This is a genomic window from Leeuwenhoekiella sp. W20_SRS_FM14 (assembly GCF_052119605.1).
Taxonomy (GTDB): domain Bacteria; phylum Bacteroidota; class Bacteroidia; order Flavobacteriales; family Flavobacteriaceae; genus Leeuwenhoekiella.
The window spans coordinates 139,814-152,440 of record NZ_JBGQOK010000006.1 but is presented as its reverse complement, the minus strand read 5'-3'; the positions used below and the strand labels follow the sequence as shown (position 1 = coordinate 152,440).

Below are 12,627 nucleotides of genomic sequence, written 5' to 3'. Positions count from 1 at the left end.
TAGTAAATATTGTGACTTTTAAAAAGATTAGCAACATATTATGTGGTATACTATAAAGGCGTATTTAAACTTTCTTCGGAAAGCTACAAATCAGCATGGGGTACATTCTCCTTTTGTATATCAATTTGTAACACAATGTCTTTACGACACAAAAAAGCACCCTCAATACGATAGAATTAAAGATTATCAAAAACAACTTTTCAAAACCGAAGAAGAGATCGAAGTCTTAGATTTTGGAGTCGGTTCACGCATTTTTAAAACCAATAAGCGAGCAGTTAGAGATATTGCGAAACACGCAGGTGCAACTTTAAATAGAATGAAACTACTTTTCAGGGTAGTTTCTTATTTCAAATCAGAGAGCATTTTAGAGTTGGGTACATCTGTAGGCTTAGCAACGGCTGGAATGGCTTTAGGAGGAGGTAACCTGATTTCTTTAGAAGGTTGTCCTCAAACTGCGGGTGTAGCTCAAAATCAATTAAATGAGGCGCAAATTAATAATGTTAAAGTCGTAATTGGAAATTTTAGAGAAACTCTTGAAAAGCAAACTGATAAAAAATACGACCTCATCTATTTTGACGGAAACCATAGTAAAAAGGCAACTTTAGAATATTTTGAAAAGTTATTGCCTTCAGCACATAATGATTCCGTCTGGATTTTTGATGATATTTACTGGTCATCAGAAATGACTGAAGCCTGGCAGTACATTAAAAATCATCCTAAAGTTGTGGTTACAGTAGACTGTTTCTGGTTGGGGTTTGTATTCTTTAGAAAAGAGCAGGTAAAAGAAAATTTTAGGATTAGGGTGTAATTAATGTAACTCAAATGTGTTTTTGACTACTTATATATTAAAATCAAGTAACTTTCCTTTACCAATTATAGTTTAAAAGAAAATTTTTATGGCCAGCCTTATTGATATTAAGAATATTACTCGTGATTTTCCATTAGGAAATGAAATTGTTCATGTTTTAAAAGGGATTGATCTGCAGATTAATAAAGGCGAATATGTGGCAATTATGGGGCCTTCAGGTTCTGGTAAATCTACACTTATGAATTTGTTGGGGTGTTTAGATACGCCTACTTCAGGTACTTATATTCTTAACAATCGAGATGTTAGTTCTATGAGTGATGACGAACTTGCTGAGGTGCGGAATAAGGAGATAGGTTTTGTTTTTCAGACGTTTAATTTATTACCACGTACAACAGCTCTTGATAATGTGGCATTACCCATGGTTTATGCAGGATATTCAAAAACTGAACGGCGTCTTCGCGCAGAAGAAGTTCTTAATGATGTGGGTCTCGCAGACCGTATGGACCATAAACCTAATCAACTTTCTGGTGGGCAGCGTCAACGTGTGGCGGTAGGCAGGGCTTTAGTTAATAAGCCTTCTATTATTCTCGCAGATGAACCTACAGGGAATCTAGATTCTAAAACTTCGGTAGAAATTATGGGACTCTTTGATGATATACACGCTTCAGGAAATACGGTTATTTTAGTAACTCACGAAGAAGACATTGCAGAGCATGCGCATCGTGTGATTAGACTTAGAGATGGTTTGATTGAAAGTGATGAGCGAAAGCAGGTCGCTATTAAGAATTAGTAATTTGTTTTTTAGTCTATTAAGGTTGGAATTCAGTTCTTAATGAGGTGTCTAACATCTTCTATTCTACTATTCTAAAAACCTATTAAAGCCTCCCGGATACCTTTTTGCAAATGCGTATTTTTGGTAAAATTAAAAAAATTATGAAAGCAGTAGTTTCGCCGGCAAAGTCACTAAACTTTGAATCAAAATTGCCTACTACACGTGCAACACAGCCTCAGTTTTTAGATGAGGCAAATACACTTAATAAAAAATTAGAGCGTAAAACAAAAGCAGAGATTTCTGAGCTTATGAGTATTAGCGATAAACTTGCAGATCTCAATTACCAGCGCTACAAAGAATTTACCATTCCTTTTACAAAACAGAATGCAAGACCGGCGGTTTATGCCTTTGACGGCGATGTGTACACGGGGCTTGATGCGTATACCCTACCAACTGAAAAACTGGATAAACTTCAGGATACTTTACGCATCCTCAGTGGACTCTATGGTGTTCTAAAACCTTTAGATTTGATGCAGGCGTACCGGCTTGAGATGGGAACTAAATTGCATTCAGGGCGTGCTGAAAATCTTTATGAGTTTTGGGGCGAAAAAATCACAGATGCTTTAAACAGCGAGCTTAAAGAGGATGAATTATTTTTAAACCTTGCCAGTCAGGAATATTTCAAATCTGTTAAGACGGAAAAATTAAAAGTACCGGTTGTAACCCCAATCTTTAAGGATTACAAAAACGGAAAGCTTAAGATTATATCCTTTTACGCTAAAAAAGCCCGGGGCTCTATGGTGCGATACATTATAGATAAGGATGTACAGACCATAGAAGACCTTAAAGGCTTTAATTATGATGATTACGGCTTCAGTGAGCAGTATTCAGATTTAGATAAAAACGAACTGGTTTTCGTTAGATAGCATTAGGGTTTTGTATCTGCTAAACTTTTTTTCTTTGAGGCTGTATTATCAGCCTCTTTTGTTTTTACGGCTGTTTGCTTTGTGGGTACATCTGCAGTTGTAGCAGCTCTTTTCTTTTTATTACGAGCTCTTAAATTACCATAAGAACCTCTGTTTATTTTGCCTCGCTTTGTTTTTTTATCTCCTTTTCCCATTTTGTTAATTTTTGTTGTTCTTTTTTAAGATACGGAATTTAGAGGCCATAGCCAAACGGCACAAAAAAAGTCCTGCAACTAGCAGGACTTTAAACTATAAATTTATATAACAGATATTACTTTACATCCATCAATTCTACATCAAATATTAAAATAGCATCAGGAGGAATAACGCCACCTGCACCTCTGCTACCATAACCTAAGTCTGATGGTATAACAAAACGTGCTTTATCACCTACTTTTAAAAGGCCAATACCTTCATCCCAGCCAGCGATCACCTGACCCACACCTACTTGAAAGTCTAAGGGTTGATTTCTTTTATAAGAAGAGTCAAATACAGTACCGTCTGCTAATTGCCCTTTATAGTGTACAGAAACCATTTTACCAGATTCTGCTTTTTTACCATTACCTTCCTGAATTATCTGGTAGCGTAAACCGCTTTTAGTCTCTTTAAAACCTACGCTTATTTTATCTAGAGCTTCTGCTTTCGCTGCACGTTCTGCTGCTATGCGTTTTTCACGAGCTCCTTCAAAAGTTCTAAAAGCTTCAACAGCATTAAAGCCTTCAGCTTCTGCACCCTGACGTATGATTTCTACTTTTTCCATTTTGTCACCTTGAGCGATAGCATCTACAACATCTTGTCCTTCAACTACGCTTCCAAAAACAGTATGCTTACCATCTAACCACGGTGTTGCGGTATGAGTGATAAAAAACTGACTTCCGTTTGTACCGGGACCAGAATTTGCCATAGATAATTTACCTGGTGCATCGTGCTTTAATGTAGCATCAAACTCATCATCAAATTTGTAACCGGGATCTCCGGTTCCTGATCCCTGAGGGCAACCTCCCTGAATCATAAAATCTGGAATCACACGGTGAAATTTAAGTCCGTCGTAATACGGAGTTCCTTGATTTTTTACTTTATTTTCAAGATCACCTTCGGCAAGGGCTACAAAGTTTCCAACTGTTCCCGGGGTTTTCTCGTGTTCTAATTTTACCAGAATTTCGCCTTTTGGCGTGTAAAATTTGGCATATATTCCGTCTTGCATCTCTTCGCTTTAAAATTGAAATGCAAAAATACGCTTAACTGATAGAAACTCAAAACCCGAAACACATTGCTGTGTTTCGGGTTTCTATAATTTTTCCGCAGTAAAAACAATTATACCGCTATCGTAGGTACTTCATAACGCCATCCAAAAGGATCTTCTGCGCGGTTTGCCTGTAAGGCAGTTAAATGTTGTTTTAGTCTGGCACCATAGGGCTCTTCCAAAGTAGGTAAATCAAACTCTTTATCTTTATGCGTAAAGCCGGAAATTGGCGAAATAACTGCTGCAGTACCTGCGCCAAACATTTCTTTTAAAGTGCCATTCTCTGCAGCCTCAACAATTTCTGAAACTTTTACAGGACGTACCTCAACATTAATACCTTCGCTTTTTGCCAGTTCTATTAAACTTTTACGTGTAATACCGTCAAGAATACGGTCACTTGTAGGTGCTGTAAGTAAAGTGTCGCCTACTCTAAAGAAAACATTCATTGTACCTGCTTCCTCTAGATATTCGTGCGTGTTTGCATCGGTCCATACGACCTGCTGATAGCCTTTTTGCTTAGCAAGTTCAGTAGGGTAAAATTGCGCAGCATAGTTACCGGCAGCTTTAGCAAAACCTACACCACCATCTGCAGAACGGCTGTAGTGATCTGCAAATAATACTTTTACTTCACCACTGTAATAAGCCTGTGCCGGAGCACAAATAATAATAAATTTATATTCGGTTGAAGGTGAGGCAGAAACACCGTTTTCTGTAGCGATTACAAAAGGGCGTAAATAAAGAGAGTTGTCTTTACCCGGTTTAATCCAATCGCTTTCTAGATTTAATAAGGTATTTAACCCATCAAAAAAGTAATCTTTATCAAAAGCCGGCATTGCCAGACGTTCTGAAGATTTATTTATACGATTGAAGTTTTCTTCTGGACGAAACATAAAAATTTTCCCATTATCATCTTTGTAGGCTTTCATACCTTCAAAAACCGCCTGGCCGTAATGAAAAACCTTAGCCGAAGGATCCATAGATATAGGACCATAGGGTTTAATCTCTGGGTTTTGCCAAGCTCCGTTTTTATATTCGCAAACAAACATATGATCTGTAAAGACCGTACCAAAAGCAAGATTGTTAAAGTCTACAGAACTTATTTTAGAATCAGCGATCTTGGTTACTTTTAATGTATCTGTCATCATATTCATATTTATAGCCACAAATTTATCATTTTCTCAATTCTTCAAGCTTAAGAATTGATTAAATTTACAGGCTGCATTGCATTTATTAAACCTTTAGTTATGAAAAAAATTTTTACTTCTGCTCTTATAGTTATGGCATTAGTTGCCTGTAAAGAAGAAGCATCAACAAAAACGGTTGTAGAAACCCAGTCAAATGAGGTAGAATTGACTAAAATGAAACTTTATGGTGAAGACTTTAAAAACCAGGCAATGCTCACTTCTTTTGAGTTAGGTGATATTTATAATAATTTAAAGCCGGGAGATACTATTAATGTTTCTTTTGAAGGAAATGTTGAAGAAGTTTGCCAGGAAAAAGGTTGCTGGATGCAGGTAGATGTGGGTGCCGCAGATCCTGTAATGATTAAATTTAAAGATTATGCTTTTTTTGTGCCTAAAGACATTAAAGATAAAAATGTAATGGTACACGGTGTAGCTTACGTGAGTGAGACTCCTGTAGAAGAGCAACAGCATTATGCTGCAGATGCCGGTAAATCACAAGAGGAGATTGCTGCTATAAAAACACCTAAACGTTCTTTTAGCTTTAGAGCTAGTGGCGTTAAAATCGCTCAGTAATTTGGAGCGGAAAATAGTCAAGACAGGAGACGGCTCTACTACAATACAAATAACTGAGTGGAATGAGCAGTATCATTCTATGCACGGGGCTGTTCAGGAAGCAAAACACGTGTTTTTAAAAATGGGTTTTGATTACGCTGTCGCGGAAACACCAGAGCTCAATCAATTAAATATACTCGAAATTGGTTTTGGGACAGGGCTCAACGCTTTACTTACTCTTATTCACGCAGAAGATTCAAGTATTCCTTTAAAGTATGAAGGTGTTGAAGCATTCCCAATATCTTCTGAAGAGATGGCTCAACTCAATTATCTGGAAGCTATAGCTGCACAATCATACGCAACAGCTTTTGAAACTATGCATACTTCGGCCTGGGGAGACTTTACTGCAATTACGCCTAATTTTCAACTTAAGAAAAGACAGCAAACTTTTGAAACGATAACAGATCAGAATAAACACGATTTGATTTATTTTGATGCTTTTGGAGCTCGTGTTCAGCCCGAACTTTGGGAAGAGGCTATTTTTCAAAAAATGTATGAGGCTTTAAAACCCGGGGGTATTTTAGTTACCTATGCTGCAAAAGGTAGTGTGCGCAGAGCGATGCTTGCGGTAGGTTTTAAAGTAGATAGGCTTCCCGGACCTCCTGGAAAACGCGAAATGCTACGGGCGATTAAGGGTTAATATTTATAAATTACATGTCATAATTTCTAAGACCTGCGGTTTGTTTCGCCACCACGATATTATACAAGTTGATGTGCTTTTGAATATTAAAATAATACCAATTGTATTTTTAGTAGCTGTTGGCAAATTGGCCTAGCGGAATAACTCCCAATCTAGTTTTAGAGAAAAGATATTAGAATACACCGCAGCGCTTTGATCGCCTATATCGGTAAGTGCGTAGTCTATATGAATTCCCCGATATTGAAAACCCACTCCAATATTTGGCTGAAAACCTATGCGATTGCTTCCGTCAAGTTGGGTTAGTTCTTGAAAATTACCAACTCCCGCACGTAAAAAAACGATGCCCGTATAACCAAATTCGACGCCTGCAGCCGGTGTTGCACTTACAGATGAACTTGATAAAATATCGTTAGTTTGTGTGAAACGCATCATCAAGTCTACTTCAGCTTTTATGGTATAGTCATAATGAATTTCCCAGTTTCTGGCGATTCCTAATTGTAGTTTTGGGATTGTAATTTCTAGAGTTTCTGGTAAATCCTGATTTTGACCTTCTACAGCGTTGCTAATTGTAGCAAATTGTTCTTCATCTATTGCCCAGGTGTTTACTGAGGTCGTAATATCTCTGGCCATTAATCCAAAATTCCAATTTCCGCTAGCGTATTGTAACCCCAAGTCAAAACCAAAACCCCAACTTGATGCAAAATCTCCTATTATTCGACGTATAACCTTGGCATTCGCTCCTAAATTTAATCCTTGTACGGGTAGTTCTCTGGCGTAGGAAAGTGTAAATGCATAATCTGCCGTAGAAAATAGACGTATACGGTTGTAATCTATATTGCCATTAGCGTCTATTAACTGAGTTGTATTTAAAATATCGTCTACTCCAAACCGTATTAGAGATACGCCCAGCGCGCTTCGGTCATCTATAGGTGTGGCAAAAGCTGCGTAGTCATATAGTGCGATGTTTGCAAAGTAGCTGGCATGCATTAGCGCAAGTTCATTATCTTCTAAATGCACTAATCCGGCTGGGTTCCAATAACCACTGTTTACGTCAGATGAGCTTGCAGTTACTGCATTTGCCATTGCTAATGATGCAGCATCTACGCCAATATTTAAAAATTCGTTAGAATATTTACGCACAGCCTGAGACCAAACTCCCGCTGTAAAAATTAAAAAAAATATGACTAATCCTGCTTTTTTCAAGTGTGGCTTCTTTCGGCGTAAAGTTGGCTAAATGTCTTGAGAAGTTAAACTTTATTTTAGACCTATCTTGTGAGTAGTCTTACTTTACTATTTTTACAGAAATAATCAATTATGAAAATCACACGTTACATACCCAACGCCTTTACCATGGCCAATTTATTTTGTGGTATGCTGGGGACTTTTTTTGCTGCTACCGGTCGCTTAGATTTTGCTGCTTATGCAGTGGTTTTAGGAATCTTCTTCGATTTTTTTGACGGGTTTTTTGCAAGGCTTTTTAAAGTAGAAGGAGATTTAGGACTTCAGCTAGATAGTCTGGCAGACGTGGTTACCAGTGGTGTTGTTCCTGGGATGGTAATGTTTCAATTATTGCATAAATTAGAACACTGGAACACCGGTGAGCGCTGGGTTGAAGCCGGCTTATCCTGGGATTCTGTTTCCATTATTCCTTTTTTAGGATTTGCAATTACGCTAGCCTCTGCATTTAGACTGGCAAAATTTAATATAGATACGCGTCAAACCACCTCATTTATAGGATTACCCACACCGGCAAATGCCCTCTTAATTGTGAGTTTGCCGCTAATAGTACAATTTCAGGATTATGCAATTGCCGAAAGTTTAATTACAAACACCTATTTTTTACTGGCGCTTACGGCTTTAAGTTGTTTTATGTTGAATGCCGAAATCCCGCTTTTTGCTTTGAAGTTTAAAAGTTGGGAACTGGCCGAAAATAAAGTTCGCTATGGGTTCTTGCTTTTAGCTGTTATTTTATTGTTTTGGCTTACGTTTTTAGCAATTCCAATAATTATACTTTTTTACGTTTTACTTTCTGTAGCGACACAAAATTCTAAAAGTGCTTAAAGATGAGATCTAAGATTGACTTTCATACGTGGAAACGTAAGGAGCATTACACATTTTTTAAGCAATTTGAGCAGCCTTTTTTTGGGGTTACGGTACGAGTAGATTGTACACAAATCTATGCCAGAGCAAAAGCTCATGATGAATCTGTATTTTTGCATTACCTGCACAAGGCGTTGCTCGCAGTGAATGAGATCGAAAATTTTAAATACCGCATTGTTGAAGATTCGGTATATCTCTATGACCGTATAGATGGTTCACCTACCATAGCCCGCCCTGACGAAACTTTCGGATTTAGTTATATCAAGTTTAATGAAGATTTTGGGATTTTTTCTAGGGATGCAAAAACTGAAATTGCCCGTGTACGCGCAGGTAGCGGATTAGAAGTAGCAGTTTCCGGAGAAAATGTGGTACATTTTTCAACGTTACCGTGGTTAGATTTTACTACGGTAGAGCATCCTAAAAGCCTAATATTTCCTGATAGTTGCCCTAAAATTGTCTTCGGAAAAATGACAACAAATACTGAGAATTTACAGTCTATGCCAGTTTCTATACACGGTCATCACGCCTTGATGGATGGTATGCATATAGGGCAATTTGTAAAGCGTTTTCAAGAATTATTGAATCTATGAACGAAATAAACGAGCAGTTGCTTAACTCAATAAAACAAGTCAAGTCTTTAGCTGAAGCTGGTCTTGTTTATAATAAAGAAAATTATGATGCTGAGCGTTATCAAGAGTTGCGCACGCTTTCTTTAGTCATGATGAGTATACTTAGTAATCTGCCAGTACAGCAATTTAAAGATTTTTACCTCCCGGAAACAGATTATCCTACGCCAAAAACAGATGTAAGAGGTTTAATTCTAAATGAAAAAGGGCAGGTATTATTGGTTAAAGAAACTGTAGATAATAAGTGGACCTTACCCGGTGGCTGGGCAGATATAGGGTTAACTCCATCAGAAAATGTCCTGAAAGAAATACAGGAAGAAACCGGTTTTAGTGCTGAGGTAGTACGACTGTTAGCTGTATTAGATAAACGATGTTATCCGCACCCACCGCAAACCCATTATGTGTATAAGTTGTGTTTCTTATGCAGGATTGTAGACGGCACTTTTAATCCTAATTTTGATATAGGAGGTGTAGACTGGTTTGATATGAATAAGCTCCCCGCATTGTCACCAGATCGTATTCTAGAAGAGCAGTTAGTTAAGTTAATAGCTTTGGCAAAAGAAGCACAGGCCGTTTATTACGACTAAAAAGGTACAGCTTTAAAGAATTTTTATTGTCTAAAATAAATAGGGTTCAGAATTATTAAATTCTGAACCCTATTTTTAAAATGGTATTTATAAACTAAAACAGTTTCTTTTTACGCAGTTCAAAGTTCTGACCTAAGTACACCTTACGTACCATCTCATCAGCTGCGAGTTCTTCTGGGACACCATGTTTTAAAATGTTACCTTCAAACATAAGGTACGTGTGGTCTGTTATTGCGAGTGTTTCCTGAACGTTATGGTCTGTAATAAGTATGCCTATGTTTTTTTGCTTTAACTGTGCTACAATACGCTGAATGTCTTCAACTGCAACCGGGTCAACACCTGCAAAGGGTTCATCTAATAAAATAAAATTAGGATTTGTTGCCAGGGCACGCGCAATTTCTGTACGACGGCGTTCCCCACCAGATAATAAATCACCACGGCTTTTACGTATATGACCTAAACTAAACTCTTCTATAAGTTCTTCCATTTTTGCAACCTGCTCCTTTTTACTAAGCTTAGTAAGCTGTAAAACGCTTAAGATATTTTCTTCAATACTTAATTTTCTAAACACCGAAGCTTCCTGAGCGAGATAGCCAATACCGTTTTGAGCACGCTTGTACATAGGGTACTTGGTAATGTCTTTATTGTCAAGATAGATGCTTCCGCCGTTAGGCTTAATTAGGCCTACAATCATATAAAATGAAGTGGTTTTTCCGGCTCCGTTAGGACCTAGAAGACCTACAATTTCCCCTTGCTGAACTTCAACAGTTATGCCTTTAACGACCTTTCGGCCCTTATAGGATTTCATTAAATTTTCTGCGCGTAGTTTCATTTCTTCAATTTACGATTAAGGTAAAGCATATAACGGTCAAAACCAGTTCTGCGTATTACTTTACTGCATTTTCTTCAAGAGCTTCCCAGAATTCATAGGCTCTTCTTAAGTGTGGTATTACAATCGTACCACCTACTAAAGTGCCAATACTTAATGTCTCCATCACTTCTTCTTTAGTAACCCCTTCATTAAAGCAACTTTCTAAATGATACTTTACGCAATCATCACAACGCAAAACGGTGGAGGCTACGAGGCCTAATAGCTCTTTAGTTTTTACGTCTAAAGCACCAGCAGCAAATGCGTTTGTGTCTAAATTAAAAATCCTATTGATAATTTTATTTTTATCACCCAGAATTTTATCGTTCATCTTAGCGCGGTATGCGTTAAATGATTCTACTTGATTTTGAGAATTCTCAGACATATAAAGGGATAATTTATTTAATTTTTGTTTTTAGATCGTTCGGTTCGTTTTAATTGTCTTGCTTCCTGCCTTACTACAAAAGCGGAAATAAAAATACTAACCTCATACAATATGAGAATAGGAATAGATACAATCACTTGTGTTGAAATATCTGGAGGTGTTATTACTGCTGAAATAACCAAGACAATGATAAGTGCATATTTTCTATACTTTCTTAAAAATTCTGGCGTAACCAGACCTATTTTAGTAAAGAAATACATGATAATAGGTAGTTCAAAAATAAGACCTGCAGCTAAAGCACTTGCACGCACGAGACCTATGTAAGAATCTATATCAAATTCATTTTTAACTTGCTCACCTACCGTAAAGTTAGCTAAGAAGTTAATAGATAAAGGAGCGATCACATAGTAGCCAAATAATACTCCTAAGAAAAATAGTAGAGAAGAAATTATTATAAAACCACGAGAGTTTTTACGTTCATTCTCATAAAGCCCCGGAGAAATAAATTTCCAAAATTCATAAATAACATATGGAAATGCGACTACCACACCTACGATTATAGAAGTCCAGATAGCAGCATTAAACTGGCCGCCCATAGTACGGTTCTGAATTATAAAATTCATCTCATTAACGCAACCTTTATCAGAACCAAATATATTAGCCATTCTACATAAAAAATCATAGCTGATAAAATCTGGTCGTGCAGGAGCAAAAATGATATCATCAAAAATAAAATCTTTAAATATAAAGGCCACGACACCCACAATTACAATTGCTAGCGTTGCTCGTATTAAATGCCATCTAAGTTCTTCAAGATGATCTAAAAAGGACATTTCGTCCTGAGATACTTTCTGTTTTTTTGCCATTAGAGAATTCCTTCTTTAATTAAGTCGTGTAGGTGCACTACACCGGTGTAATTATTATTATGATCTACAGCTAAAAGCTGTGTAATACTATTTGTTTCTAAAACTTCAAGCGCAGCGGTAGCCATCGCCTCATTAGAAATTTGCTTAGGATTGCTGCTCATTATATCCCTGGCAGTAAGTCCCGTTAACACTTCGTTTTTTTCTAGCATTCTACGTATGTCTCCATCTGTAATAATACCTATAATTTTATGAGCTTCAACTACTGCTGTTACACCTAAGCGCTTCTGAGATATTTCAACAATAACATTTTTTATAGGAGCGTCTGGTGTAACTTGAGGCTTATCGTGTAAGCCTACAAGATCACTAACGCGTAAATACATTTTTTTGCCTAATGCGCCACCCGGGTGATATTTTGCAAAATCTTGTGGCGTAAAACCTTTTAAGTCTAACAAGGCCAGCGCCAATGCATCTCCCATTACAAGTTGAACAGTAGTACTTGTAGTAGGGGCGAGATTATGAGGGCAGGCTTCTTTTTCGGCGTACGCCATTATAACCGCATCTGCTTGTTTTGCTAAAAAGGACTCTTTGTTTGAGGTCATTGCTATAACCTTATTTTCTCTACTTTTAATTAACGGAATAAGAACTTTAATTTCGGCTGTATTACCACTGTTAGAAATACAAAGAACCACATCTCCTTCTTGAATAGTGCCTAAATCCCCGTGAATCGCATCTGCAGCGTGCATAAAGATTGAAGGCGTTCCAGTAGAATTAAGAGTTGCAACAATTTTTTGAGCAATTATAGCGCTTTTACCCACGCCAGAAATAATTACCCGACCTTTAGCGTTATAAATTAGTGAAACTGCATCGGCAAATCGTTCATCTAAAAACGTAGCTAGATTAGCTACAGCTTCCTGCTCCAAAGCGATAGTTTTAGTAGCGCTTTTTAAAATCTGGTCGTAGGTATTCAAAAG

At 37.3% G+C, this 12,627-nt stretch carries 16 protein-coding genes; 8 read left to right on the top strand and 8 right to left on the bottom strand.

Annotation, left to right across the window (positions count from 1 at the left end; translation table 11 throughout):
• Window positions 1-40 precede the first annotated feature (40 nt).
• From ACEN25_RS11870 to yaaA, 3 genes are all read left to right on the top strand, one after another.
• Window positions 41-808 carry an O-methyltransferase gene (locus ACEN25_RS11870; protein ID WP_441803109.1) on the top strand — a complete coding sequence of 256 codons (768 nt, stop codon included), beginning with the start codon at window positions 41-43 and terminating at the stop codon, window positions 806-808.
• Window positions 809-896: 88 nt separating this feature from the next.
• Window positions 897-1,598, top strand: a complete 702-nt coding sequence (locus tag ACEN25_RS11865) for an ABC transporter ATP-binding protein (RefSeq protein ID WP_028377676.1) — start codon at window positions 897-899, stop codon at window positions 1,596-1,598.
• A gap of 143 nt (window positions 1,599-1,741) precedes the next feature.
• Complete coding sequence (gene yaaA / locus ACEN25_RS11860; protein ID WP_441803108.1) at window positions 1,742-2,506, top strand: peroxide stress protein YaaA; 765 nt, start codon at window positions 1,742-1,744, stop codon at window positions 2,504-2,506.
• A gap of 2 nt (window positions 2,507-2,508) precedes the next feature.
• Here the strand turns inward: yaaA and ACEN25_RS11855 are convergent, their stop codons facing one another.
• The 3 genes from ACEN25_RS11855 to ACEN25_RS11845 form a co-directional block, all read right to left on the bottom strand.
• Window positions 2,509-2,700, bottom strand: a complete 192-nt coding sequence (locus ACEN25_RS11855) for a 30S ribosomal protein THX (RefSeq protein ID WP_441803107.1) — start codon at window positions 2,698-2,700, stop codon at window positions 2,509-2,511.
• A gap of 116 nt (window positions 2,701-2,816) precedes the next feature.
• Window positions 2,817-3,749 carry a peptidylprolyl isomerase gene (locus tag ACEN25_RS11850; RefSeq protein ID WP_441803106.1) on the bottom strand — a complete coding sequence of 311 codons (933 nt, stop codon included), beginning with the start codon at window positions 3,747-3,749 and terminating at the stop codon, window positions 2,817-2,819.
• 110 nt (window positions 3,750-3,859) lie between these two features.
• Window positions 3,860-4,939 (bottom strand): branched-chain amino acid aminotransferase, encoded by a 1,080-nt coding sequence (locus tag ACEN25_RS11845; protein ID WP_441803105.1) that lies wholly within the window; start codon window positions 4,937-4,939, stop codon window positions 3,860-3,862.
• A gap of 93 nt (window positions 4,940-5,032) precedes the next feature.
• Here ACEN25_RS11845 and ACEN25_RS11840 point away from each other — a divergent pair, with 93 nt between their 5' ends.
• Both ACEN25_RS11840 and mnmD read left to right on the top strand, forming a co-directional pair.
• Window positions 5,033-5,545 (top strand): DUF4920 domain-containing protein, encoded by a 513-nt coding sequence (locus ACEN25_RS11840; RefSeq protein ID WP_028377681.1) that lies wholly within the window; start codon window positions 5,033-5,035, stop codon window positions 5,543-5,545.
• A gap of 1 nt (window position 5,546) precedes the next feature.
• Window positions 5,547-6,224 carry a tRNA (5-methylaminomethyl-2-thiouridine)(34)-methyltransferase MnmD gene (mnmD, locus tag ACEN25_RS11835; protein WP_441803104.1) on the top strand — a complete coding sequence of 226 codons (678 nt, stop codon included), beginning with the start codon at window positions 5,547-5,549 and terminating at the stop codon, window positions 6,222-6,224.
• Window positions 6,225-6,356: 132 nt separating this feature from the next.
• Here the strand turns inward: mnmD and ACEN25_RS11830 are convergent, their stop codons facing one another.
• A complete protein-coding gene (locus tag ACEN25_RS11830) occupies window positions 6,357-7,427 on the bottom strand; it encodes a PorV/PorQ family protein (protein ID WP_441803103.1) in 1,071 nt (356 codons plus the stop codon).
• A gap of 111 nt (window positions 7,428-7,538) precedes the next feature.
• Here ACEN25_RS11830 and ACEN25_RS11825 point away from each other — a divergent pair, with 111 nt between their 5' ends.
• The 3 genes from ACEN25_RS11825 to ACEN25_RS11815 are packed head-to-tail and all read left to right on the top strand — an operon-like array spanning window position 7,539 to window position 9,537.
• Window positions 7,539-8,285 (top strand): CDP-alcohol phosphatidyltransferase family protein, encoded by a 747-nt coding sequence (locus ACEN25_RS11825; RefSeq protein WP_441803102.1) that lies wholly within the window; start codon window positions 7,539-7,541, stop codon window positions 8,283-8,285.
• A gap of 2 nt (window positions 8,286-8,287) precedes the next feature.
• A complete protein-coding gene (locus ACEN25_RS11820; RefSeq protein WP_441803101.1) occupies window positions 8,288-8,914 on the top strand; it encodes a CatA-like O-acetyltransferase in 627 nt (208 codons plus the stop codon).
• The gene (locus tag ACEN25_RS11815) at window positions 8,911-9,537 is read left to right on the top strand and encodes an NUDIX hydrolase (RefSeq protein WP_441803100.1); all 627 of its coding nucleotides are present in this window, start codon (window positions 8,911-8,913) and stop codon (window positions 9,535-9,537) included. Before ACEN25_RS11820 ends, ACEN25_RS11815 begins: the two co-directional genes overlap by 4 nt.
• A 94-nt stretch (window positions 9,538-9,631) precedes the next feature.
• On the opposite strand, the gene lptB is transcribed toward ACEN25_RS11815, so the two are convergent.
• Genes lptB through ACEN25_RS11795 form a run of 4 tightly spaced genes read right to left on the bottom strand, consistent with a single transcriptional unit; the run spans window position 9,632 to window position 12,624 of the window.
• Entirely contained in the window at window positions 9,632-10,369 is a 738-nt protein-coding gene (lptB, locus tag ACEN25_RS11810; protein WP_028377687.1) for an LPS export ABC transporter ATP-binding protein, read from the bottom strand.
• A gap of 55 nt (window positions 10,370-10,424) precedes the next feature.
• Window positions 10,425-10,790: a carboxymuconolactone decarboxylase family protein gene (locus ACEN25_RS11805; protein ID WP_441803099.1), complete on the bottom strand. Its 366-nt coding sequence runs from the start codon at window positions 10,788-10,790 to the stop codon at window positions 10,425-10,427.
• 17 nt (window positions 10,791-10,807) lie between these two features.
• Window positions 10,808-11,656 carry a twin-arginine translocase subunit TatC gene (gene tatC, locus ACEN25_RS11800; protein ID WP_441803098.1) on the bottom strand — a complete coding sequence of 283 codons (849 nt, stop codon included), beginning with the start codon at window positions 11,654-11,656 and terminating at the stop codon, window positions 10,808-10,810.
• Window positions 11,656-12,624, bottom strand: coding sequence for a KpsF/GutQ family sugar-phosphate isomerase (locus tag ACEN25_RS11795; RefSeq protein ID WP_441803097.1), 969 nt, complete (start codon window positions 12,622-12,624; stop codon window positions 11,656-11,658). Before ACEN25_RS11795 ends, tatC begins: the two co-directional genes overlap by 1 nt.
• Window positions 12,625-12,627 lie beyond the last annotated feature (3 nt).

Excerpts from the sequence above, each read along its gene's own strand:
- ACEN25_RS11870 (WP_441803109.1), top strand. The coding sequence starts at position 41 with ATGTGGTATACTATAAAGGCGTATTTAAACTTTCTTCGGAAAGCTACA.
- ACEN25_RS11865 (WP_028377676.1), top strand. The coding sequence starts at position 897 with ATGGCCAGCCTTATTGATATTAAGAATATTACTCGTGATTTTCCATTA.
- yaaA (WP_441803108.1), top strand. The coding sequence starts at position 1,742 with ATGAAAGCAGTAGTTTCGCCGGCAAAGTCACTAAACTTTGAATCAAAA.
- ACEN25_RS11855 (WP_441803107.1), bottom strand. The coding sequence starts at position 2,700 with ATGGGAAAAGGAGATAAAAAAACAAAGCGAGGCAAAATAAACAGAGGT.
- ACEN25_RS11850 (WP_441803106.1), bottom strand. The coding sequence starts at position 3,749 with ATGCAAGACGGAATATATGCCAAATTTTACACGCCAAAAGGCGAAATT.
- ACEN25_RS11845 (WP_441803105.1), bottom strand. The coding sequence starts at position 4,939 with ATGAATATGATGACAGATACATTAAAAGTAACCAAGATCGCTGATTCT.
- ACEN25_RS11840 (WP_028377681.1), top strand. The coding sequence starts at position 5,033 with ATGAAAAAAATTTTTACTTCTGCTCTTATAGTTATGGCATTAGTTGCC.
- ACEN25_RS11825 (WP_441803102.1), top strand. The coding sequence starts at position 7,539 with ATGAAAATCACACGTTACATACCCAACGCCTTTACCATGGCCAATTTA.
- ACEN25_RS11820 (WP_441803101.1), top strand. The coding sequence starts at position 8,288 with ATGAGATCTAAGATTGACTTTCATACGTGGAAACGTAAGGAGCATTAC.
- ACEN25_RS11815 (WP_441803100.1), top strand. The coding sequence starts at position 8,911 with ATGAACGAAATAAACGAGCAGTTGCTTAACTCAATAAAACAAGTCAAG.
- lptB (WP_028377687.1), bottom strand. The coding sequence starts at position 10,369 with ATGAAACTACGCGCAGAAAATTTAATGAAATCCTATAAGGGCCGAAAG.
- ACEN25_RS11805 (WP_441803099.1), bottom strand. The coding sequence starts at position 10,790 with ATGTCTGAGAATTCTCAAAATCAAGTAGAATCATTTAACGCATACCGC.
- tatC (WP_441803098.1), bottom strand. The coding sequence starts at position 11,656 with ATGGCAAAAAAACAGAAAGTATCTCAGGACGAAATGTCCTTTTTAGAT.